This is a genomic window from Carnobacterium sp. CP1 (assembly GCF_001483965.1).
GTDB lineage: Bacteria > Bacillota > Bacilli > Lactobacillales > Carnobacteriaceae > Carnobacterium_A > Carnobacterium_A antarcticum.
On the sequence record NZ_CP010796.1, the window covers coordinates 1423167 to 1445459 of the forward strand.

At 38.8% G+C, this 22293-nt stretch carries 24 protein-coding genes; 7 read left to right on the plus strand and 17 right to left on the minus strand.

The window, feature by feature from the left end:
- Nucleotide 1: 1 nt before the first annotated feature.
- The 7 genes from NY10_RS06655 to NY10_RS06685 all read right to left on the minus strand — a co-directional run bounded on the left by NY10_RS06655 (nt 2) and on the right by NY10_RS06685 (nt 7451).
- Nucleotides 2–1372, minus strand: a complete 1371-nt coding sequence (locus NY10_RS06655; RefSeq protein WP_231726792.1) for a cytochrome ubiquinol oxidase subunit I — start codon at nt 1370–1372, stop codon at nt 2–4.
- Nucleotides 1373–1653: 281 nt separating this feature from the next.
- Complete coding sequence (locus NY10_RS06660; protein WP_058919233.1) at nt 1654–2883, minus strand: dicarboxylate/amino acid:cation symporter; 1230 nt, start codon at nt 2881–2883, stop codon at nt 1654–1656.
- A gap of 137 nt (nt 2884–3020) precedes the next feature.
- Nucleotides 3021–3695 (minus strand): ABC transporter ATP-binding protein, encoded by a 675-nt coding sequence (locus tag NY10_RS06665; protein WP_058919234.1) that lies wholly within the window; start codon nt 3693–3695, stop codon nt 3021–3023.
- On the minus strand, nt 3695–4819 hold the full coding sequence (locus NY10_RS06670; protein WP_058919235.1) for an ABC transporter permease: 1125 nt from the start codon (nt 4817–4819) through the stop codon (nt 3695–3697). Before NY10_RS06670 ends, NY10_RS06665 begins: the two co-directional genes overlap by 1 nt.
- 78 nt (nt 4820–4897) lie before the next feature.
- The gene (locus NY10_RS06675) at nt 4898–5470 is read right to left on the minus strand and encodes a TetR/AcrR family transcriptional regulator (protein WP_058919236.1); all 573 of its coding nucleotides are present in this window, start codon (nt 5468–5470) and stop codon (nt 4898–4900) included.
- Nucleotides 5471–5818: 348 nt separating this feature from the next.
- Nucleotides 5819–6802, minus strand: a complete 984-nt coding sequence (locus NY10_RS06680) for a YsnF/AvaK domain-containing protein (RefSeq protein ID WP_058919237.1) — start codon at nt 6800–6802, stop codon at nt 5819–5821.
- 175 nt (nt 6803–6977) lie between these two features.
- A complete protein-coding gene (locus NY10_RS06685; protein ID WP_058919238.1) occupies nt 6978–7451 on the minus strand; it encodes a Dps family protein in 474 nt (157 codons plus the stop codon).
- Nucleotides 7452–7643: 192 nt separating this feature from the next.
- On the opposite strand from NY10_RS06685, the gene NY10_RS06690 reads away from it, so the two are divergent.
- Nucleotides 7644–8234 (plus strand): general stress protein, encoded by a 591-nt coding sequence (locus NY10_RS06690; protein ID WP_058919239.1) that lies wholly within the window; start codon nt 7644–7646, stop codon nt 8232–8234.
- 308 nt (nt 8235–8542) lie between these two features.
- Here NY10_RS06690 and NY10_RS06695 read toward each other — a convergent pair whose 3' ends face one another.
- The gene (locus NY10_RS06695; RefSeq protein ID WP_058919240.1) at nt 8543–9160 is read right to left on the minus strand and encodes an NUDIX hydrolase; all 618 of its coding nucleotides are present in this window, start codon (nt 9158–9160) and stop codon (nt 8543–8545) included.
- Nucleotides 9161–9345: 185 nt separating this feature from the next.
- Between NY10_RS06695 and NY10_RS06700 the strand changes: the two genes are divergently transcribed.
- Both NY10_RS06700 and NY10_RS06705 read left to right on the plus strand, forming a co-directional pair.
- Complete coding sequence (locus NY10_RS06700; protein WP_231726706.1) at nt 9346–10188, plus strand: aminotransferase class IV; 843 nt, start codon at nt 9346–9348, stop codon at nt 10186–10188.
- Nucleotides 10189–10356: 168 nt separating this feature from the next.
- Nucleotides 10357–11268: an aldo/keto reductase gene (locus NY10_RS06705; RefSeq protein ID WP_058919242.1), complete on the plus strand. Its 912-nt coding sequence runs from the start codon at nt 10357–10359 to the stop codon at nt 11266–11268.
- Nucleotides 11269–11714: 446 nt separating this feature from the next.
- Here the strand turns inward: NY10_RS06705 and NY10_RS06710 are convergent, their stop codons facing one another.
- Nucleotides 11715–12908 carry a hydroxymethylglutaryl-CoA synthase gene (locus tag NY10_RS06710; protein ID WP_058919243.1) on the minus strand — a complete coding sequence of 398 codons (1194 nt, stop codon included), beginning with the start codon at nt 12906–12908 and terminating at the stop codon, nt 11715–11717.
- Between the two features lie 355 nt (nt 12909–13263).
- On the opposite strand from NY10_RS06710, the gene NY10_RS06715 reads away from it, so the two are divergent.
- Both NY10_RS06715 and NY10_RS06720 read left to right on the plus strand, forming a co-directional pair.
- Nucleotides 13264–14445, plus strand: coding sequence for an acetyl-CoA C-acetyltransferase (locus NY10_RS06715; protein WP_058919244.1), 1182 nt, complete (start codon nt 13264–13266; stop codon nt 14443–14445).
- Nucleotides 14446–14618: 173 nt separating this feature from the next.
- A complete protein-coding gene (locus NY10_RS06720; protein ID WP_058919245.1) occupies nt 14619–15224 on the plus strand; it encodes a 50S ribosomal protein L25 in 606 nt (201 codons plus the stop codon).
- Between the two features lie 93 nt (nt 15225–15317).
- Here the strand turns inward: NY10_RS06720 and NY10_RS06725 are convergent, their stop codons facing one another.
- Both NY10_RS06725 and NY10_RS06730 read right to left on the minus strand, forming a co-directional pair.
- Nucleotides 15318–15794 (minus strand): AI-2E family transporter, encoded by a 477-nt coding sequence (locus tag NY10_RS06725; RefSeq protein WP_231726707.1) that lies wholly within the window; start codon nt 15792–15794, stop codon nt 15318–15320.
- A gap of 51 nt (nt 15795–15845) precedes the next feature.
- Nucleotides 15846–16253 (minus strand): secondary thiamine-phosphate synthase enzyme YjbQ, encoded by a 408-nt coding sequence (locus NY10_RS06730; RefSeq protein ID WP_058919247.1) that lies wholly within the window; start codon nt 16251–16253, stop codon nt 15846–15848.
- Nucleotides 16254–16449: 196 nt separating this feature from the next.
- Between NY10_RS06730 and NY10_RS06735 the strand changes: the two genes are divergently transcribed.
- Nucleotides 16450–16905 carry a YaiI/YqxD family protein gene (locus NY10_RS06735; protein WP_058920274.1) on the plus strand — a complete coding sequence of 152 codons (456 nt, stop codon included), beginning with the start codon at nt 16450–16452 and terminating at the stop codon, nt 16903–16905.
- Nucleotides 16906–16951: 46 nt separating this feature from the next.
- Here the strand turns inward: NY10_RS06735 and NY10_RS06740 are convergent, their stop codons facing one another.
- The 5 genes from NY10_RS06740 to NY10_RS06760 form a co-directional block, all read right to left on the minus strand.
- Entirely contained in the window at nt 16952–17785 is an 834-nt protein-coding gene (locus tag NY10_RS06740) for a histidinol-phosphatase HisJ family protein (RefSeq protein ID WP_231726708.1), read from the minus strand.
- A gap of 169 nt (nt 17786–17954) precedes the next feature.
- Nucleotides 17955–18782, minus strand: coding sequence for a YsnF/AvaK domain-containing protein (locus NY10_RS06745; protein WP_058919249.1), 828 nt, complete (start codon nt 18780–18782; stop codon nt 17955–17957).
- Between the two features lie 345 nt (nt 18783–19127).
- Complete coding sequence (locus tag NY10_RS12680) at nt 19128–19316, minus strand: NADPH-dependent FMN reductase (protein ID WP_058919250.1); 189 nt, start codon at nt 19314–19316, stop codon at nt 19128–19130.
- Nucleotides 19317–19502: 186 nt separating this feature from the next.
- Nucleotides 19503–20177 (minus strand): CAP domain-containing protein, encoded by a 675-nt coding sequence (locus NY10_RS06755; RefSeq protein ID WP_058919251.1) that lies wholly within the window; start codon nt 20175–20177, stop codon nt 19503–19505.
- Between the two features lie 65 nt (nt 20178–20242).
- The gene (locus NY10_RS06760) at nt 20243–20707 is read right to left on the minus strand and encodes a VOC family protein (protein WP_197408952.1); all 465 of its coding nucleotides are present in this window, start codon (nt 20705–20707) and stop codon (nt 20243–20245) included.
- Nucleotides 20708–20966: 259 nt separating this feature from the next.
- On the opposite strand from NY10_RS06760, the gene NY10_RS06765 reads away from it, so the two are divergent.
- Nucleotides 20967–21329, plus strand: a complete 363-nt coding sequence (locus NY10_RS06765; RefSeq protein ID WP_058919252.1) for an MFS transporter — start codon at nt 20967–20969, stop codon at nt 21327–21329.
- A 129-nt stretch (nt 21330–21458) separates the two neighbouring features.
- Here NY10_RS06765 and NY10_RS06770 read toward each other — a convergent pair whose 3' ends face one another.
- The gene (locus tag NY10_RS06770; protein ID WP_058919253.1) at nt 21459–22274 is read right to left on the minus strand and encodes a carbohydrate ABC transporter permease; all 816 of its coding nucleotides are present in this window, start codon (nt 22272–22274) and stop codon (nt 21459–21461) included.
- Nucleotides 22275–22293 lie beyond the last annotated feature (19 nt).

The window sequence follows — 22293 nt, forward strand, 5'->3', positions numbered from 1 at the left end:
ATTATTTAAACGCCTCCTTTTCAAACGGGTCATCATTTTTTCTGTTGATTTCATTTTCGCTTTCTTGAATATGATACGGTCCATGTTTTACTTCTTTTCTTACAAAGTAAGCCATAACGCCTCCAAGAATAGAAAACAGCAAGAAGTAAATAATATTACTTGTCAGCAATGAAGCTGCAGAAACGTTCGGCGAAACACTGTCGGCAATTGTATATAGTCCGTAAACAGTCCACGGATAACGTCCTAATTCAGTCACTAACCAACCAGCTGTATTTGCAATAAAGGGAATAAACATGCTGAAACCAATGATGTACAGCAACCACTTCATATCCCATAACGTTTTTTTGCGTTTGCTGAACCATAAACCTACTACAGCTATTAACGCCAAGAATGCTCCGCTGCCGGCCATGATTCTAAAACTCCAGAACATGGTTTTAACGGGCGGATAATAATTTCTATCGCCGTATTCAGCAATTAATTCTTGATTGATCGTATTCATTCCCCGAACGCTGCCTTCAGGTTTATTATAAGATAAGATACTTAACATATAAGGAACCTCAAGTGTCCAAACAGATTCATTTTTGTCTGTATCTTGCCAACCTACTAAAGTCCAAGAAGCGGGATCTCCTGAGTCTTCATAGAGACCCTCAGTTGCAGCAAATTTCATTGGCTGATCTTCTACCAATGCTTTCATTTGCAAATCTCCAGCACCAATAGATAAAACTGTTCCGACTAAACCAATAATCAATCCCAAATTTAGAGATTTCTTGTTGAATTCAATATCTTTTTTAGCAATCAATCTAAACGCTGCAAGTCCAGCTACAAAGAATCCGCCAAGCAAGACTGCCCCAAACAATACGTGTGTAAATTCATACCAAACTTTCGGATTGGATAACAATAACCCAAAATCGTTTAATTCGGCCCGGCCATTATTGATTTCATAGCCGACTGGGTGTTGCATGAAGCTGTTCGCTACTAAGATCCAAAAAGCTGATAACATCGCTCCTACAACAACTAGCCACATAAACAAAGCATGAACTTTTTTGCTGAATTTGTCCCAGCCGAATATCCATAGGCCGATAAAAGTTGATTCCAAGAAAAACGCCATCAAAGCTTCCATGGCCAACAATGATCCAAAAATATCTCCAACAAAACGAGAGTAATCCGACCAGTTCATTCCAAACTGAAACTCCTGGATCAGACCGGTCACTACCCCAACTGCAAAACTTAACAAGAATATATTTCCCCAAAATTTCGCCATATCTTTGTACATTTCATCTTTTTTGATGACATACATTGTTTCCATAATAGCAACAGATAATCCTAATCCGATTGACAAGGGAACAAAGAAAAAGTGAAAAATTGTTGTCATACCGAACTGAAACCGAGCAAGTGAAACAATATCAAAGCTCACTTAAAAAACCTCCTCCATTTTCTAACCTTAATGTTTCTATTTATTAAGATCTTTTAATTCATATAATTTTAAACTCTATTTTACATTATAATCCTTCTAGTCATAATTACAATTAATAATATGGTGAACAAAGCAGATTGTTCTAAATTATACCTCAAATAAGAGAAATAATACAGTAACTAAGCTGTTCCGTTCCCTTTCTATCCCACATAATTTATGTGTTTCAAAAGTTCCATTTTTTATGATTCATTTTCCACAGAAACGGAAACAGAGTCGTTTTTTTGTAAAATATACTTATGGTAGATTTTGTCTATGATAACAGCAATAGCGTTATCTCCTGAGATATTGGCCGCTGTTCCAAAACTGTCTTGTGTCAGATACAGAGTTACCAACAGATTTCCGATTGTGCCTGTGGGATCGATTCCTACCATAGTCAAAAAGGGTAAAGCACTCATGATCCCGCCGCCAGGTGCTCCAGGAGCTGCCACCATCGCAATGCCCAACATAGCAACAAAACCAGCTATCATGCCGAATTGATGCGGCAAATCATACATCAGCAACACAGCTGTTACGCAGGAAATGATGGTAATAATGCTGCCCAATAAATGAATCGTGGCACCTAAAGGAATCACAAATTCACGGATTTGAGCGGACACCCCATTTTTTTTAGCAACTTCAAGATTTACTGGAATCGTTGCTGCAGAGGACTGGGTTCCAATAGCCGTCACATACCCCGGCACTTGATTCTTCATCAAAGTAAAGGGATTCTTTTTGGCATACAAACCAGCAATAATAAAAAACAAAGCCACTGCAGTGAGCTGCATCGCAATCACAGACGCAAAAACTTTCCAAAAAACAGATAAAATAGTGAATACAGAACCAGCATAACTTAAATTTGCAAAATTCCCAAAAATATAAAATGGCAACCCTGGAATCACAACTGTGCTCAAGACCTTAGTAATGATCAAGTTAAATTCACCAAATAAATGGTACATGGTTTCCCCTTTATTTTGGCTTCTCATCCATGAAATGCTGATGCCAAACATAAAAGAAAAAACAATCGCTGAAGTTACATCCAGCATCGGCTCTAAAGGTATCGTAAACAGGGGCTCCAATCCTGGAGCACTTCCTTGTATCGCTGTGCTGAGATCACTATTAATAAACAAAGGAAATAGATGGGTAGCCACAAAATAAGCTGCGAACCCTCCCAACAACGTAGAGCTGTAAGCGATCAGCGTGGTCACGCCTAACAATTTACCGGCCCCTTGTGCCAAATCAGCAATGCCGATAACCACAAACCCGATGATCATTAATGGAATAATAAAAGACAAAAAATTGCTGAATAAACTCGAAATCGTTACGGCAATCTGAATAACAAAATCAGGCAGCATCGACAGTTGTCCGAAAATAATACCTAATATAATAGCTAATAAAAGCTTGGGCACCAAACCCAACTTCTTCTTTCCCAATTGTTTTCCAACTCCTTATAATAAGACTGCAATAGATTCTCTCAAGCTTATAAAAAGCCAAGAATCCATTACAGTATCTTACCATAGAAATTTATTCGTCACTAGTTAACGATGAATCGTTTTTTCAAAATTGTTTCTTATGCTTGTGTCAGCAAACCATCTTCAATTCGAAAGACGCGGTCACAATCTACTAACATTCGTTCATCATGTGTTACCATGATCGCCGCTTTATTCCGAGCTTTAACTTCTTCAGCGATTAACTTCACCACTTCATAAGCTCTATTGGTGTCTAGGTTAGCCGTTGGTTCATCTGCCAGAATAATATCCGGATCATTCATAAAGGAACGAGCGATTGCTACTCTTTGCCGTTCTCCGCCAGACAATTCATTGGGATATTTTTTGAGTTTGTGTTCTAAGCCTAAATCTTTTAATAGGTCTGCTGCATAGGATTTGTCGCTTGCAGCAACAGAACCCTTCATTTTCTTCACTACCAGCAATTGATCTAAAACCGTTAAATAAGGAATAAGATTTGACGTTTGTAAAATAAATCCGATTTGATTCAAACGGATTTCCGATAATTGTTTTTCTTTTAACGTTGAGATATTGACCCCGTTGATCAGAACATCACCTTGGGAAGGTTGCAATAAAGCACCGGCAATCGATAAAAAGGTGCTTTTTCCAGAACCTGAAGGACCGATGATCGCAACGAACTCGCCCGGCTCCACTGTTAAAGAGACTTGATTCAACGCCGTCGTCTTAAATTCGCCTTCTTTATATTGTTTTGAAACATTAATTAATTGTAATCCTGTCATTATTCCACCCTCCCTAAAGCTGTTAGTGGGTCAATTTTGGCAATTTTCAATACAGAAAACAACGAACTGGCCACACTGATCAACAATAAAATCAAACTATACGTAACGACCAATTGTCCTTCTAAATTAAAGGGCATGGAATCAGGCAAAATAGCCGCTGTTGCGTAAGTCAATCCCACGCCAATCAAGATACTGATCAATGATAAGATAAAGACTTGCGAAATCACAGATTTGATCACAAACCAGTTGCTTGCGCCGATAGCTTTCATCACTCCAAATTGGTGAGCTTTTTGATTGGTTAATATATAGAAGAAAACGGCAATCACAATTGCTGAAATGACGATCAAGAAACCTAACATCATCATAATGGTTCCATTTTCTGCTGTATAACCTGGTACTGCATTGATGGTTTCTTTTTTAGTCCCAACTTCAATGCCATCGATCGATTGTTCAAGTTTTTCAGGATCGACATCTTTCCCTTGAACCATCACACTATTCACGACATCTTTAATGCCGTTATCCGAACCTGGAGCAGCATATTTATACATACGGAACTTCTCTAATGATGTAAAAACAACGGGCTGATGACTCAACGTTTGATTTTTAGTAAACCCGACGATAGTCAGTTCTTCAACAGAGCCGCTGATGGTTAAGGTATCGCCTATTTGAAAACCATCTTTTTTCAAAGAGTCATCTACGATCACACCTGAAGGGTCGTCGGCTTGTAGTGCATTACCTGAAGTAACTTTAGGTTCCATAAAAGAACCTGGGCGAATGCCTGCCAGTAAAACATCGACTTTTGCAGCTTCTGATTGTTCGCTGCCAGTTTTACGGACTGAAGCAGATGCTGTTCCTATTGGAGCGACCGCTTCTACTCCTTTTTCTTCCATCACGTCATCTGCTAATGATTCAGGCAGCATTGATTTAGAAAAAGCAAAATCAGACTTTTCTTCAAAGACAGCATAGTCCACATCAGCATATTTTAATGTGGCCGCTCCTAAATCTGATAATCCGTTGCCTAAGCCCGCTAAAATAAATACTAACCAAGCAATCAACATGATGATCAAACTGATCATCATGAACCGACCTTTCGAGTACGTTAATTCTTTTAATGCTAAAAACATTTAGTATAGCCTCTTTTCAAATAAACTAACTTGCAAGTTGTAACTCTATTCTAACTAAAAGTTACACTTGTGTCACCTTTATTTTTCAAAGATTCCTTGGCAAATGATTTCTTGCAGATAATAGGCCCTTTCTGATTGTGATAACCCCACACGATCAGGGATTGTTACGCTATGGAAAATAAGTTCAATAATGATACTTTTCGGAATATCTTTTTTAATGTACCCATTAGTTTGTCCCGTTTGGATAAATGATTGAATTTGCTGAAAAAAACGTTTATGAAGCAATTGGGATCGTTGCTTCTTTTCTTTCATCTTTTCATCGTCTGCTATTTGTTTATTGGGAATCATAAACGAAATTTGATGGACATCCCCATACTCAAAAATTAAGGCGAATAATTGCTGAAACTGTGCTGGGTAATCGGTTAACCAGTCCAATTTCTCAAGATCGTCTACCATTTTCTCCATCTCAGAAATCATATAATCGTAAATCAATTCGTCTTTATTAGTATAGTATTTGTAGATAGCGGCTCGCGAAACGCTCAATGAATTTGCCAATAACCCAAATGAAAACTTATCATAGCCAACCGCCATTAAAAGCGAATGAGCTTCTTGATAAATGTCTTCAGTTGAAAATTTCTTTTCTCTAGCCATCAAGTTCTCCTCCTTCATTAACACTGCTTAAATAGTATACCATCATTACAGGGCAATGGACTAGAGCTGGAAAAAGCTGTTGAAAAAAACTGCTGCTGATAAATGAGTGTGCATCTGCTATATGCTGAAGCTTTTTGACGGCCTCTTAACCACAAACGGCATACCAAAAAAGCTCTATCATTTTTGATATTGGTAAGTGAAATAAATGTATCTGCCGCCTTGAAAAGGATTCAATCCTCAAAAAAAGGCTAAGACAAAAAGAATCTTACTCCTTTTGCTTAGCCTTTTGAGTTAAACTTTCTATTTTTTCAGCCTAACGTTGCTTTTCGTCCAACCACTGAACGTTCCTTAAGGACGATCAGTCGGTTTTTTATCGTTATCTTCGATTTCAACATCTCCGTCTGTGTGAATGTCCAAATCTTCTTTTCGAACCGTTTCTGAAACTTGTTTCATATTTTCTTTTGTTTCTTTTTCGATTTCAACTTCTTCTGTCACTACTGGGCGTTTGTGAACTTCGATTTGTTCTTCTTTGACAGGAATCGTGAAGGATTCGTCTTTCAAGTCTGCCTCTCCAGCAGCCGTTTCTCCTTCAGCGACCGGATGTCGTTCTACCGTGATTTCATCATGCTTGACTGGGACATCCACAGTTTGGGTTTCTTCAGTCACTTTTTTATCTACATGAACTTCACCTGTTTGAACTTCATTGGTATGCACATCTAGTTTTTCTTTTTGTAAGCGAATTTTTTCTTTGTCTTCATTTGTATGACCAGCATGATCCTCAACATCGGTTAGAGGTGCAGCCGTTAAATCAGCCGCCTCAAGGTCGGTATCATCCGGCAGCGGCGTATCGTCGGTGCCCATCGTTCCGGCTGCTGCATTCAGTGAAGGGTTAACTCCCAGCGAACTGTCTGCTCCCATTGCAGGATTAACAAAATCCGTTGTACCAACAGGTTCGTTTACCCCTGCTATCGGCGGTGTCATGGTTGTGTCGTTATCCATATCAAGCGTGTTTTCTCTGTTTTCATCACCATCAACTAAAAGAACGATGTTTCCTTTAGCAATATCATCTTGATAGCCTGCCAACACATCATCCGATTCATCGTAATCTTTCACAGTAAAAACATTTTTAATTTTTTCCCAAAAAGATTCGTCTTCGCGATTGGCATCAGTATCAGTCTTAACATCGACACCTTCATTTTCAACAGAACTGCTCATGTCTTTATTCGTAACTAATGTGATGTCTGTTTTCGAGTATCCTTCAGCAACTAACCCATCAATAGCACTTTCGGCTTCTGAAACAGATGTATAGCTTCCTTTTACAAATTTACTCATACTTTACCACTCCTTAGTTTTAATAGAATACAAAAGGTCTGTACAATTACTAGTATACTAATCAGGATGTGAAAATTCAATTGATACGATTGCGTTTTCAATTCCTTTGCTGTCTTGCATCAAAAAAACAGCTGACAAATAGCCAGCTGCTTTAATAACAGTAAAGGTTCAAGTTTTATTTGCCTTCTAATGGGTCTTTGCCAAGGAAAGCTTGGAGCATCCAGATATTTTTATCGACGCCTGTTTTGTAAGCAATCAATAAGTCTTGTGTGACATCGTCTCCGGCTTCGCCAGTCAATTTGATACCAGCTTCTAAATTATCGCAAAGAATGCGGTAATCGGCTACTGTAGAAGCCACCATTTCTTCTGCAGATACTTTTTCTGTATACGGTTTTTCTTCAATAGCAGAGTGTTCTAAAAATTCTTTTAACGTAGCGTAAGGTTTGCCGCCGATCGCAATCAAGCGTTCTGCTAATTCATCAAAGTGTTCAGTTGTTTCTTTATAAAGTTCTTCAAATTTTATATGAAGCGTAAAGAAGTGAGGTCCTTGTACATAAAAATGATGTTGATACAGTTTCGTAATAAACACCCCATGAGATGCTACCATATCGTTTAACAATCCTTGTACTTCAGTGTTCGTTTGAGCCATATTCTTCTTCCTCCTATACTTTTATTAAAGTGGTTATCACTTTATAATCAGTGTAATCTGAACGAAGAAAAATGTCTAGCGATACGCTTCCATTTCTCCGTCTTAATTTGCAAAAGCCTTTATGTTTGGGTGCGCTTTCTTTATTTGGTATGATAATAATGTAAAAACTAAAAGTCATGAGGAGGAAATAGTATGCCGAAAAAATTTAAAGGCGCTTATCAATCCGTAGAAGAAGCAGCTGCTGAAGTGGAACATTTGTTAGTCGAAGGTTATGCAGCCGATGATATCACTGTAGTAACCTACAAAGAAAATAAAGGCACTATCGAAAGCTTGACGATTGCTGATGTGGATACGGTCACCCAAGAAGATCATAAATCTGTGTGGGACAGAGCAAGAGATATCTTTACAGATGGCGATCCAGAAAACCCACTTGGAAAATACAATTTAGATGACGCTACAACCGAACGCTACAATAAAACGATTAAACATGGTGGGTATGTGATTCTCGTTGAAGAAATTCTAAACGGCGAGGAAACACCATCTACTAGAAGAACAAACCACGATCCGATCCAAAGCCATACCGATGCTACAATTCCGAATGTCGGCGAATTTTCAGCAGCTCACTCAGATGTGCCAACTGCTGAAAACGATGAAAAATCTTCCACCGTAGATGGTATTCCTCTCGAAGAATCTGACGGTACATTCGGCGGGGATCATCCAATCGATAATCCGAGCATGCCTTCTTCCCCTGGAACAGATCAGCAAAGGGATATTCCTGAATAAGGCAACTGAAAAGGTACAGTCTATCTAACTCAAATACTATAAGCAGAAAAAAGCAGCTAAAGACCTTTTTAGCTGCTTTTTTAGGTTCTATCATTTTGGGTGTCGGTAAGTGAACTGACTATATACTACAATCTTGAAATTTTCGGAGGAATAGTGGCTGCTTGTAGGCTTGAAAACCTGGAGACCCAAAGGGGGCTCCAGGCGGTCCCATGGCTTTCTACAAGCAAACACGTAAGTTCCGAAGGAAATTTCAGTCTAAGAGACACCAACACGATTTGATAAAGAGCCCTCTTTTACTGCCTATTTCCTCATTCTATTGGATTTTCCAGTTTAAGCAATTCTATAAACCGGGCGGTTAACCCAGCCGTATATCCCCATAATTGGTGATTTTCCAAATGGTAAAAAGCAATGGCTTGGTGCCCGGACTTCCAATCGTACTTTTCCCCTCCTTGTATTAATTCATATGGGAAATTTTCTGGATGTTCTAATTTAGTACTGACCGTGTAATAGGTTGGTTTATGGGTTAATAGATAGTCTAATGGAATCGCAAATACTTCTTCTACCTCTTCGTTGCATACGATGTCCTCAAGTTGAACATCCTTTAGTTCAGCCACAAAAGAACGGATAACAACTTGGTCACTAACGATATAATCCATCTCACCTAATATATGAATGCAGTCAAACGGAAGATTCAATTCTTCCATCGTTTCCCGAATAGCCGCTGCTTCATAAGTTTCACCAGCTTCTACTGCTCCGCCTGGAAAAGAGGTTTCACCAGGTTGAGAAATGTGTTGACTGCGGACTTCATATAATAGGTTAGGAACGCCTGCCACCATGATAATCGGCAGCAAAACAGAGAAATACCGTTGTTTCCCAAGTGGTTTCGGCTCTCTTTCAGCTAATCGTTTTTGAATATCAGTAAACAAATGAACACGTCCTTTTCCCGCAAATGATCGGTCTTGCTTCTATTGTTTCTTCTATTATACGTGAAACCATTGAATGAAGTCACTTGCTAACTAAAGCTTGCTAACACAGGGTTATTAAAACTACAATAGATTAAGAACGATGAACTCATGAGTGAATGAAATAAGTGTTACTATTACGAGGAGGAATGATGATGGAAACAGTTGAACAAACGAGTTATTTCCTAAATGATCAACAAATGTCTACAAAAGAGTTAGAAGTTTTTCAACAATTAGAAGGAAAAAGTGTTTATGAGGTTATTCGTGTCCAACAAAGAATTCCGCTTTTCTTAGAAGACCATCTTGAACGCCTCAGAAGTTCTGCAGCTTCTGTCGGCATGCCGTTAACCGTTTCAGATGACATTTTATGGCAACGCATTTACCGTCTTATTTCTTTGAACGACGTTGAAAACCAAAACATCAAAATCATTTGGAATCAAAAAAAAGAAGGAGTGCTGTTGATTTTCTTCACTAAGAGCGTTTATCCGCCTAAAGAATCTTATGTTTCGGGTATCCATACCAGCTTATTGAAATTGGAGCGGCAAGATCCGACCATCAAACTCCAACGAGCAGACTATCAACAAACAGTTTTAAAAGCACGCGAAGAAAAAAATGCTTATGAAGTTTTATTGGTTGACCAGTCTGACTATGTCACTGAAGGAAGCCGCTCAAATCTCTTTATCGTAAAAAATGGACAGCTTTATACTTCTCCCGCAAAAAACGTCTTACTTGGGATCGTCCGTAAAAAAGTATTGGAAATTTGTCGAACACAAGGTTGGAAAGTCGTTGAGGAGCATCTTCCTGCAGCTCAGCTGGATGAAATCGATGGAGCTTTTATCACGGGTACCGGAAACAACGTTTTGCCTATCCACACAATCGATGAATTGGTTTTACGCTCTACCGAAGATCCTATCGTATTAACGTTAATCCAAAAGTTTGATGATTTGGTAACCCGCTACATCCACAAACATACTGCGAATCAATCTTATTAGTTCTCTTTTAATGAATGGAAATAAAACCTTAAGTCATTGCTGAATTCAGCAATGATTCGTTTTAAAGAGAAGTTAAGAGAATTATTTTTGGACCAGTGTTATACTAAACCCAAATCGTTTTCGTAATGTGTTAGCGGTTTCTATAATCAATCAAAGGAGCGAAAAAAGTTGAAAAAAATAACCTTAGGAACGAGTGATTTACAAGTATCAAACGTGGCTTTAGGCTGCATGTCCATGAATCGTTTGTCTACCCAAGAAGCTACTGAAGTCGTCCAAAACGCATTAGATTTAGGCGTAAACTTTTTTGACCATGCAGATATTTACGGCAAAGGCCAATCAGAAGAAGTTTTTTCTACGGCTCTAAATTTACGCTCTTCGATTCGAGACAACATCATTATCCAAAGCAAAACTGGGATTCGCGAAGGATTCTATGACCTTTCTAAAGAACACATTCTGAAAACAGTAGACGACAGCTTAAAAAGACTAAAAACCGACTATCTTGATATTCTTTTGCTGCATCGTCCAGATGCATTAGTCGAACCCGAAGAAGTAGCAGCAGCTTTTGATCAATTAGAACAAAGCGGCAAAGTTCGCCACTTTGGCGTCAGCAATCATAATCTCATGCAAATTGATTTGTTAAAAAAATCTGTTAAACAGGATTTGATCGTTAACCAACTGCAATTAAGCGTCATGCATACTGGAATGATCGATGCTGGTATCAACGTCAACACCAAATTTGATGGTGCCGTTGATCGTGATGGCAGTGTTTTAGATTATAGTCGCCTTAAAGATATGACGATTCAAGCTTGGTCCCCTGTCAAAGCTGATAAAGGAGTATTTGTTGATAACGATGCGTATCCAGAAATCAACGCCACATTGAAAGAAATTGGTGAGCGGCATGGTTTAGATAATTCTGCAACGGCTATCGCTTGGATTTTGCGTCACCCTGCTAATATTCAAACGATTGTAGGAACGATGACTCCTGAACGTTTGAAACAATACGTCAAAGCCTCTGAGGTCAGATTGACTCGTGAAGAATGGTATGAAATTTACCGTGTAGCGGGAAACAATGTCCCTTAACCGAGTATCCACCTAAAAAGCCCTGCGTTTCTTACTTTATTCAGTAAGAAGCGCAGAGCCTTTTTGCTTTAGCCGAAAAGCATAGCATCTTTAACTTGGTTTGCCTACCTTATCGATAGAGTTTTCATGTCCTTACGGTACTCAAAAAGGGTTTGCCTACCTTATCGACAGAGATTTCACATCCTTACGGTACTCAAATGGAGTTTGCCTACCTTATCGACAGAGTTTTCATGTCCTTGCAGTACTCAAATGAGATTTACATACTACATATGCTTTACTCAGATCTCACTTATACGGTTTGCACGATGTCTGTGCTATCGAGGGAAAATCAATGACTAAAATTGTTGAAGTGAAAAAATACGTTAGCAAGTTTTCACTCACCAACGTCAAATATTGTACCACAATTAAAATAGCACCCCCTCTTATTCGAAGGATGCTGGTTTAATTTAAGAGTAAATAGAATCTTCAGTTTGTTTATTGATGTATTGACGCATATTATTCGTCATGCCGGCTAAATAAATTTCTGCTGGGTCATTAGTATTATCCAATTCAACCGTTGTTCCATCTATCGGCAGTGTTTGTTGGAAAATAGCTTCGTATTCCGCAACACTTACTTCTGCTCTTGATGAAAGCAAGTCCATATGTTGTACCACGTTTAAATGCGAACGGAATCCAGGTTGTAAAATACCAGTAAAGAATTCACCCACTGCGCCGGAACCATAGCTGAATAAACCGATTCTCTCTCCATCGGCTAAGTCCTCTTGCTGCTCAAGCAAAGATAGCAAGCTGAGGTACAATGAGCCGGTATAGATATTTCCTACTACTCGGTTGTAACCCGTGCTTACTTGATAATTGGCCAGCAGCCGTTCTTGGTCTGCAGCTGAACCTTCCTCTAACAAAACAGGTTTCAAGGCTTTTAGTCCCATTTTCGTATAAGGCAAATGGAAACAAATCGCTTCAAAATCTTTTAAGGCTAGATTGGTTTTAGCTTTATACTGGGCCCAAGCTGTTGCAAAAAATTGGATGTACTGTTCGTTTGAAAATTTGCCGTCAACAAAAGCTGCTTCTGAATAGATAGGCCGCCAAAAGTCCATGATATCAGCAGTCACATACGCACTTTGTTCTTCAAATGCTAATATACTAGGTTCAGCGCTAATCACTAAAGCAACCGCTCCAGCTCCTTGTGTAGCTTCTCCTGAAGTATTTAAACCGTATCTTGAAATGTCTGATCCCAAAACCAATACTTTGCTTTCTGGATTTAACGCTATATGTCCTTTTGCCATTTGAATCCCAGCAGTTGCTCCATAACAAGCTTGTTTGATTTCAAACGCACGAGCTTCGGAACGTAACCCTAATAAATGATGCACATAAATGGCTGCAGCTTTTGAATGATCAATACCAGACTCTGTACCAAAAATAACCAAATCAATTTTCTCTTTATCTTTTTCATCTAATATATTTAAAGCTGCGTTTGCTGCCAATGTAACCGCGTCTTGTGTGAGTGGAGCTAGAGCCATTTTTTCTTGGCCAATGCCAATAGTGAACTTTTCAGGCTCTATTTCTCTAGCAACCGCTAGTTTTTTCATATCAACATATAAATGAGGGGTATAAAACCCGATTTTATCAATCCCTATTTTCAAAAAAATTCTCCTCCACTACTTTGTTATTCATGTCTGTTAGTTGATGAGGTACAAAAATAAGCGTTTTGCGCTAACTTTATAACAACCAGTTTTCTTTCTCTTATGATGCTATTAAAAGAATAGTTCAAATAGCACAAAAAAACAACTGGTTGAAAACAATCTAAAGATAACTTTAACAATCTACCAGAGGATGTCTGTCTTTTTCATTCTAAAAAATTTAACAAATCTTAAAGTGTTAAACAGACGCAAGTATCGTACAATAGACAGAAAGAAGCACTCACTCATTTCGTCTTTTGGGATGGCGAGTACCTTCATAAAAACGAAAGCATATTGCAACATTAAGGAGAAGAAGAAAATGGAAGAAGTTGTCATTGTTAGTGCCGCAAGAACACCAATTGGAAAATTTGGCGGAAGCTTAAAAAACACAACCGCTGTTGAATTAGGTATTCTCGTCGCGAAACAAGCCATTGATCGGGCAGCTATTTCACCAGAAGTAGTAAATCAGGTTATTTTTGGAAATGTCTTACAAGCTGGACTAGGACAAAACCCAGCACGTCAAATAGCTGTCCATGCCGATGTTCCTTATGCATCCCCAGCGATGACCATTAATGAAGTTTGCGGTTCAGGGTTAAAATCCGTCATTCTTGCCAGTCAAGCCATTCAATTAGGAGACGCTGATGTGATCGTAGCAGGCGGAACAGAAAACATGTCACAAGCTCCTTATCTTTTAAATCATCATCGGTGGGGAAAAAAAGCTGGCGATGACCGGATGATCGACAGCGCTATGCATGATGGTTTATCGGATGCGTTCAATCATCTGCCTATGGGTCTGACCGCTGAAAAAGTAGCGGAACAATACGGCATTTCAAGAGCCGAACAAGATGCATTCGCGTTACGCTCGCAAATGAAAGCTGCAGCTGCACAGGAGAATGGGCGATTCACGGAAGAAATCGTCCCAGTTGCGGTTAAAGATTCAAAAGGCAAACCGCTTTTATTCAGTGAAGACGAATTTGTTCGAAAGAATACTAGTTTAGAAAGTTTAACTGCTCTTAACCCTGCTTTTGCCGAAAACGGAACCGTTACTGCCGGAAATTCTTCGGGTATAAACGATGGAGCAGCAGCACTTGTCTTGATGAAAAAATCCCGTGCTGAACAATTAGGTGTGCCTTATTTAGCCACCATACGCGGATATGCTGAAATCGGCATTGACCCTTCGATCATGGGATATGCTCCCTATCAGGCCATTGAAACGGTTTTAAAAAAAACAAACTTGTCTTTGGATGATATTGACTTAATTGAATTAAATGAAGCTTTTGCTGCTCAAAGTGTAGCCGTATCTAGAGATTTAAAGCTTCATAGCGACAAAGTCAACGTGAATGGCGGAGCGATCGCTTTAGGCCATCCGATAGGCGCTTCCGGAGCCAGAATTTTAGTCAGTTTGCTCCACGAAATGCAAAAAAAACAAGCTCATTTAGGATTAGCTTCATTATGTGTAGGCGGCGGAATCGGAATTTCTATGGTACTTGAGAAGAGCTAAAAACGTTGTTACGCAGCTGTTTCCAGATTTGAAACCGTTATAATAGCTAGTTTGTGCTTTATTTGGTATAATGAATAGCGAACACGAGTTTAAGCCTAACCATTCCATCGGTTCTTTTTTTAGAACGGGTGAAGACTTTTAATAAATTGGGCTAAACGGAAGGAGAATAAAGGATGAAAATAAATGCAGAATTGAGAACTGAAGTTGGGACTTCTTCAGCTAATCGTTACAGACGGGAAAATAAAATCCCGGCAGTTGTTTATAATAAAGGATCCGAAACTACTCCTGTCTTGTTAGACAGCAAAGATTTTGACAAGGTTTTAAAAGAATTAGGTAAAAACGGGATTTTTGATATCGTAACTGCAGAGGGAGAATCAAAACAAGTTATCATTAAAGATTTCCAAAGCGCTGCTTTAAAATATCAAATTTTGGATGTAGAGCTTCAGGCTATTACAAAAGACCAAAAACTGACAGTGACAGTTCCGATCATTTTATCAGGTGCTGAAGGCGTCAAAGAAGGTTTAGTTTCACAAACCTTAAATGAACTAGAAATTGAAACAACACCGGCTAATATTCCAACTGAATTTACCGCTGATGTTAGTGCTTTAACCATTGGAGACTCTTTAACAGTAGCAGACTTGTCTGTTGATAAAGAAATTACTGTCTTTAATGAACAAGACGAAACAGTGGCTATTGTAGCACCGCCAACTGTAATGGAAGAGCCTGCTGAACCAGCTGAGGCAAGCGACCCTGAAGTTATTGGAGAAAAAGAAGCTTAATTTTTCCCTTTATTACCATTATACAAATAAAAAAAGACTGCTGTCGCCAAGAAGAACGTATCCTTGGCGACAGCGGTCTTTTTCTTTTTCCAATTAAAGCCGCCGAATGAACTTCACTTCAAAGATCGCTTTAATGATCACAGCTACCAGAGCTCCTGCCAGTGCGCCTAGTGGGCCAAAAAGCAAGACACAAATCACAGTGGAGATTAAAGTGTAGAGCGGTCGTACGCCAATTTCTTTACCGGTCACAAACGGTTCTGCTATTTGTCGAATAATGCTCGCAACAATATATACCAACCCAAGTTGCCAAGCGATGGTCGTATCTCCCATAATAAAGCGAATGACCGCCCATGGCACCATGATCATCCCGCTGCCCAATACTGGGATGATATCGACGATTGCTATCCCGAACGCTTTGATTCCCCAGTGCTCAATGCCAATCAGCAAAAAACCACTGCACAAAACAACAAACGTCAGTACCGATAATTTACATTCAGCTTTCAAATACCCTTTCAACCCTTTGCCTGTAGCCTTAAGCACTTCTTTTAAATAGTCGATCACATTATTCATAGGCAACCCCTTCTTTAAAAACATTTAATCTGGAAGCCAATTGATTAGAATTTAAACTGCCAAGATCTTCACAATAAACGTGCGTGTCCTAGGCCCGTCAAATTCCGCAAAATAAACGCTTTGCCAAGTGCCTAATATGAGTTGTCCATCTGCGATGATCAACGTTTCGCTCGCCCCCACTACGGATGATTTCATATGCCCGTCTGAATTTCCTTCGGCATGAACGTACGCAGGTTTATTCGGAAAAGTATCATCCAATCCTACTTTCAAATCTTTTTTTACATCTGGATCTGCATTCTCATTAATGGTAATGGCTGCAGTCGTATGAGGACAATAAACAACCATCACGCCCTCTTCCACACCGCTTTTGTCCAAAGCTTCTTGCAAGTACTGATCAAGTGTTGTGAACGATTGTTTCTCATGAGTAGAAATCGTAAATGTATGCATTGTCTTTCCCATTTGTTCCATCTCCTTTTCTTGTATAGCTCCATCATACAATAGTGTTTCCAGAGACCAAACTAATATGCCGAATTTATCCAGTAAACAAAAAAATACCAAAGACTATTTTCTCAAGAAACTTCTTGTGTTTTCTTGTAGAATAGAATGAGCGGTAATTGATCAAACGAAGTAAGAAACAATGAAAGCAGGGGAAGATATGAAAGTTTATGTGGACGCAGATGCTTGTCCGGTAAAAGACATTATTATTTCAGAAGCTACAGCTGATCAAATTCCTGTGGTTCTGGTAACCAGTATTTCTCATTTTTCAACTGTCCAGCAACCGGCTGGAGTTGAAACGGTTTACGTGGACACCGGAGCTGAAGCAGCTGACTACCGCATCATGCGGCTTGTAAAAAAAGGTGATCTGCTCATCACTCAAGATTATGGTTTGGCTTCATTAGCCCTAGGGAAAGGCTGTATCATCCTTCATCATATGGGGTTCAGATACACCAACGAGACGATCGACCAACTCTTACAATCTCGTTATTTAAGTGCGATGGTCAGAAAAAGCGGCAAACGGACAAAAGGTCCTAAACCGTTCACAAACGATGATCGCAAAAAATTTCAAGAACTTTTTAAAAATACAATTGCCGAAACAAAAAGAAGCCTTTAACTTAAAAAGGCTTCTTTTTGGAGTCATTTTATCTTTACAAAAGGTACTACAAATCAATTTCCACAGCAGTCGGCACTCGCTTTTCAAACGTGTAAATGGAGTTGAATCCAGCTTCTTTCGCCATCCTCAATGCTATTTCTATTCCATACCCAACCGTTTCCGCTCGATGAGAATCCGAGCCGACAGTCAAAATTTTGCCTCCTAACGAACGATACAGTTTCAATACTTCCATTGAAGGAAGGGTTTCTTTGATTTTACTATTCGCTAACCCAGAAGTGTTGACTTCGATTCCAATTCCTCTTTCAATGGCTTTAAGCAAAATCTTTTCCAATATCATTTGGTAGTCAGAGAAATCATACGCTCCTGCAGTTTCTGTCGCATAGCGTTTGATCAAATCCAAATGCGCTAAGACGTCAATATCTGAGTGCGTTACCAACTGATACACTTCATCAAAATAACCTTGATAAATTTCTTGTGGGGATTTACTCAACATATACCGGCTCAATTTTTCTTCTTTCACATTGTGAACGGAACCCATCACAAAATCTAACGGCAAGTTGGCCAAAGCTTTTTTGTATTCGTCCTGCATCAAATGAGGTTCGCACAATTCGATTCCTGCTTTGATGACCAATTTGTCAGCATACCTTTGTCTGTTTTCTTTCAGTTGCGAAAAATAACGTTCAAAATCCATGTGCCCATAAGTGGGTGCCAGGGAATTGACAGAAAAATGTTCTGTAAAACAAATCTCATCTATTCCTTTTATTATTGCTTGTTCGCAGACAGCCGACATTTGAGCTATTGAATCAAATGAATTGTCTGTATGGTGATGGTAATCAGTGAAATACATCGTAAACACTCCTTCTATCTTCTCTTTCATCATACTAAAAAGGTCCTCACGTGGCAATCAGTACTCCCGAAATCGAAGATCTTATGAAAGAGTCAACTTTGCATGAGTGTTTACATAGTAATCAAAAAAAATGTGTTGAAACCATTTTACCAGAACAACCTAAAAGGCCGCGGGAGTGCTTCCCCTCGACCTTCTTTTTAAATTATAGGTTCTTTTTGCTTTCGTCTTCGTCGTTTACTTCAACATCTCCAGACGTGTGGATGTCCAGATCTTCTTTCCGAACCTGTTCAGAAACCTGTTTTACTTCCTCTGTTGTATCTTTTCCGATCGTTACTTCTTCTGTCACCACTGGTCGTTTTGTTACTTCAATTTGTTCTTCTTTGACAGGAATAGTTATTTCTTCGTCTTTCATGTCCAATGACCCAGTAACAGTTTCCCCATCTGTTACTGGGTGTCTTTCGACAGTGATTTCTTCATGTTTGACTGGAACTTCTATTGTTTTCATCTCTTCGGTCACAGTTTTATCAACGGTTACTTCACCAGTCTGAACTTCTTTCGTATCAACATCTAAGCGCTCTGCTTTCAAATCGATCTTTTCTTTTCCTTGGTCTAAATCATCGGAAACCGGCGGAACTGATGCAGCATTAGGCGTAGCTCCTTCAAAATCAACGGCACCTTTTTCGTCATCAAAGTCATCAACTAAAACGATGATCTTGCCATTTTCGATATCTTCTTTGTACGTGCCTAAAACCTCTTCATCTGCCTGATAACCCATATCTGTTGTGTCCACTTCATCTTCATCCGGCGTAAAAGCATCTTTAACTTTTTCCATAAAGGACTCGTCTTCTTTGTCTTTCTTAGCATGCTCTGTATTGATTCCTACTCCTAATGAATCAGGAATGGAACGAGCCGTTTCATGGTTGGTCACGAGTGTGATCAGTTTTTTTGCATAGCCCTCAGCAACGACTTTATCAATCGCTCTCTCAGCTTCATCTAAAGTTGAATAACTTCCTTGTACAAATTTCCCCATCTTATATTCCTCCTAATGAGTCATTTAAACCACAAGTTAAGTATACAAGTGATGTTCGAATTCGACAAAGAAAACGATTTCTATACTAAAAAAACAAAATAAAAAAGCATTCCCCTGAGGAAATACTTTTTTCAAAAGCAAACCACTAAGGTTTAGCTCAATTTTTAAAATCCATACTCCGCGTCTTTCTGTTGTTGAATAGCCGCATAAGCATCAACCAGCATGATCGTGTCTTCTACTAAACGCTCAATACGAAAGAGTATACCTGGATTGATGTTTTCTTTTCTGTAAAAAACTTTTTCTTTTATAAAACATAAGTTGATACGATGTGAGCTTTCATATAGCTTAGAAACTGACCGGCAACAGATCAAAAATGTTTTTTAACGTTGCTGGAATGGAAGCTTGGAAGGTCGAGGTACCGATAATAATAGCGTCTGCTGCCATAATCGTTTCCGCTATATATTTCGCATCTCCATCATATTCCCAATAGTTCCGGCCATCACTAAATACCATTTCATATTCGGCTAAATCCAATAACTATCATTCAGTAAAGCGGACCCAATGTCAAAGACATTAAAAAAAAGAGACCTTATGCAACACCCAATAAAAATTGCTTCCTGTAAAAAAGGAATAGGTCTATTTTTTTAACTACTTGTTCTGATTTTTTTAGTACCCTCTTGTAAATCGTTAACGTTCAACTATCTTTTTACTAATCAAGGATTACCTTGGTGTGCCAAAAAGCTGAGCAGCATAGAGTGTTTCTCCATCATAGTAAACCCCAATGCCGATTTCTTCAAAATTTTCACGCACCATATTTTCATAATGTCCGGGACTATTTTTCCAACCACCAAACATTAATTCAGCCATACCCTCCTCGTCTAAATAATACGTGGCCATACCAATATTCTCGCCTACTAACTGATAAACATATTCATATTCTGGTTCTTCAAATATAGTCGCCATTTCCCTTCCATCTGGACGCGTATGGGCAAATGACTCTTTCGTTTCTTTGGCTCTTTGGCGACTCGCTTTTTTCAATTGTTCATTTGGTTTTAATGCATTTAAATTCTTTTCCTGGCGCAAATCATTTAAGAGCTCAAGTATATGATCTTCTATTGCCACATAATCAATAGTAGATGTTTCATCTTCTTCATCAATAGTTGCTGGAACTGAGGAACTTGATTCTGCTGCTTTGTTGTTAGGCACTTGGGGCATTGATGATTCTGATTCATCAGGAAGCAAAATCTTCCAATCTTGAGGGACAGGAATCTTTTCAGTTATAAAAGAAAGGGCATCGCCGATCTTTGTTCCATCTAAAACATTCGTGCTTCCCAGCCAAAAACCAATCACAATGGCTAAAGCAAGCATAACTACAGTGGATAAAAAACGTTTCATTTAACCGGTCCCTTCATTTTGACCTTTTTACAGCTGTTTGAAAAACAAGGAGTGATCAAGCATTATCATAAGCTTTTTGTAATTCTGTTATCTCTAGTTTTTTTCATTTTGAACATAGCAGTTGAAACAGCATCCCGTTTGACCGGATCAGCATCTGTTAAAAGTTTTCTTAATACAGTAGGAACAACTTGCCAAGAAATACCGTATTTATCGGTTAGCCAACCGCATTCTCCCGGCTCGCCTTCTAATACTAAAGTATCCCAGATGGTATCAACTTCTAATTGGGTCTCACAGTTAATATACAGTGACATTGCTGGGGTAAATGTGAAATAAGGACCTCCATTAATGGCGATGAACTCTTGTCCTGCTAACTGAAATTCAATTGCCATGACACTTCCTTCATTTCCTTCGCCGGGAGCGTTTAGATGCTCGGTCGTTAAAATTTTTGAATCTGCAAAAATACTGGTGTACAAATCAACGGCTTCTTGTGCTTCATTATCAAACCACAAATGAGTGATGATCTTTTGCATGTTGTTTCCTCTTTCCTTTTAGTTGAACAGGCTATTAGCACTGGGCAAATGCGGCTTTTAATAAAGCAAACGTTAATGAGTAAGTGTCAAAATAAAGCGATTGCCTTTGTTCATTTAAGCATACTTGGATGAGCTAGAGTGTCAATTAAAAAGTTTTATTTCAACTAATATCTTCTAAAAAGTCCATTCTTTTCTTTCATTTAACAAATACAAGTATGACAGCCTTTATCTTACGTTTGCTTTCTTAGAAAACTTAGGAATGAACTATTTTAACATCATTATCTGGGCCTTCATTACCGATGTTATCGATTACCAAGAAGTCCAAACCGGAGAACGTGAAGACGGTACGGTTTATGCTGTATACTCTTTCTCTCGTAAAATTGAGCAAGCATTAGCTGGTGGTTTAGGTGGATTTGCCTTAACGGCTATTGGATATGCTTCTACGGCTACAGTCCAAAATACGGCTGTTCTAGGTAAGCTTTACTCTGTTGCGAGTATCGTACCAGCTATTGGGAGCATATCACTGCTTGTTGCTGCTTGTTTGTTCTTTATTTATCCATTAGACAAAAACACTGTTAACGCTAACGTGGCTACTCTATCAGCACGTCGCAATCAACAATAAAGGTATTAACCTTATCATTTTAAATACAAAGCAAGAGAGTTGATCGAACTCTCTTGCTTTGTTTTATGGGCAAAAAAAGGTGCTGATCCTATCGTTCGTCAGCACCTTCTTTACTATTGTATTAACGTATCAAGCCTTTATAGAACCGGTCATACCTGCGACAAAACTCTTTTGCATCGCAACAAATAAAATCAGAGTTGGAATGGTAGCTATCACAATAGCTACCATTTGAACACCGTAATTGGCGACATAAGAAGCGGAAGAAAGTCCAGAGATCAACAATGTCATTGTATATTTGTCTTCCGTCTGCAAGATGATCAACGGCAAAAGATAACTGTTCCATGAATTCATAAAAGAATAGATCGTTGCCGCGGCATACGTTGATTTCATCATGGGGAACACGAGTCTGAAAAAGATACCATAGCTGCCTGCACCTTCGATCCGTCCTGAATCAATGATTTCATTTGGAAAGGATTTAAAGCTTTGCCGAAAGAAAAAAATCAAGAAAAGATTGGATACAGACGGCAAAATAAGGGCTAAATGTTGATTGACTAGATGAAAACCAGCCATCATTTTAAACAATGGGATCACGAGTGCAGCAAAAGGAATCATCATAAACAGCAAAAAAATCGAATAAATTATTTCGCTTTTACGCGTTTTAAATTTTTCAAAACCAAATGCTGCCAATGACGTTACCAACAAGCTTAAAACTACCGTGATGAGCGTAACTTTAATCGAATTCCACATGATCAACGGTATATTGTAACCCTCAAACAAACTTTTGAGATTAACTAAAAATTGATTTCCCAAAGTGATTTTACCTTCAGCAATTTGATTGGAGGTATTGGTCGCGCCTGCCACCATCCAATAGAAAGGGAAAATCGAAATAATCGAACAGATGATCAGGAACAAGTATTTTAAAGGGGTCAGTATTTTTGATTTCATAACGTTCTCCTTTCCTCTT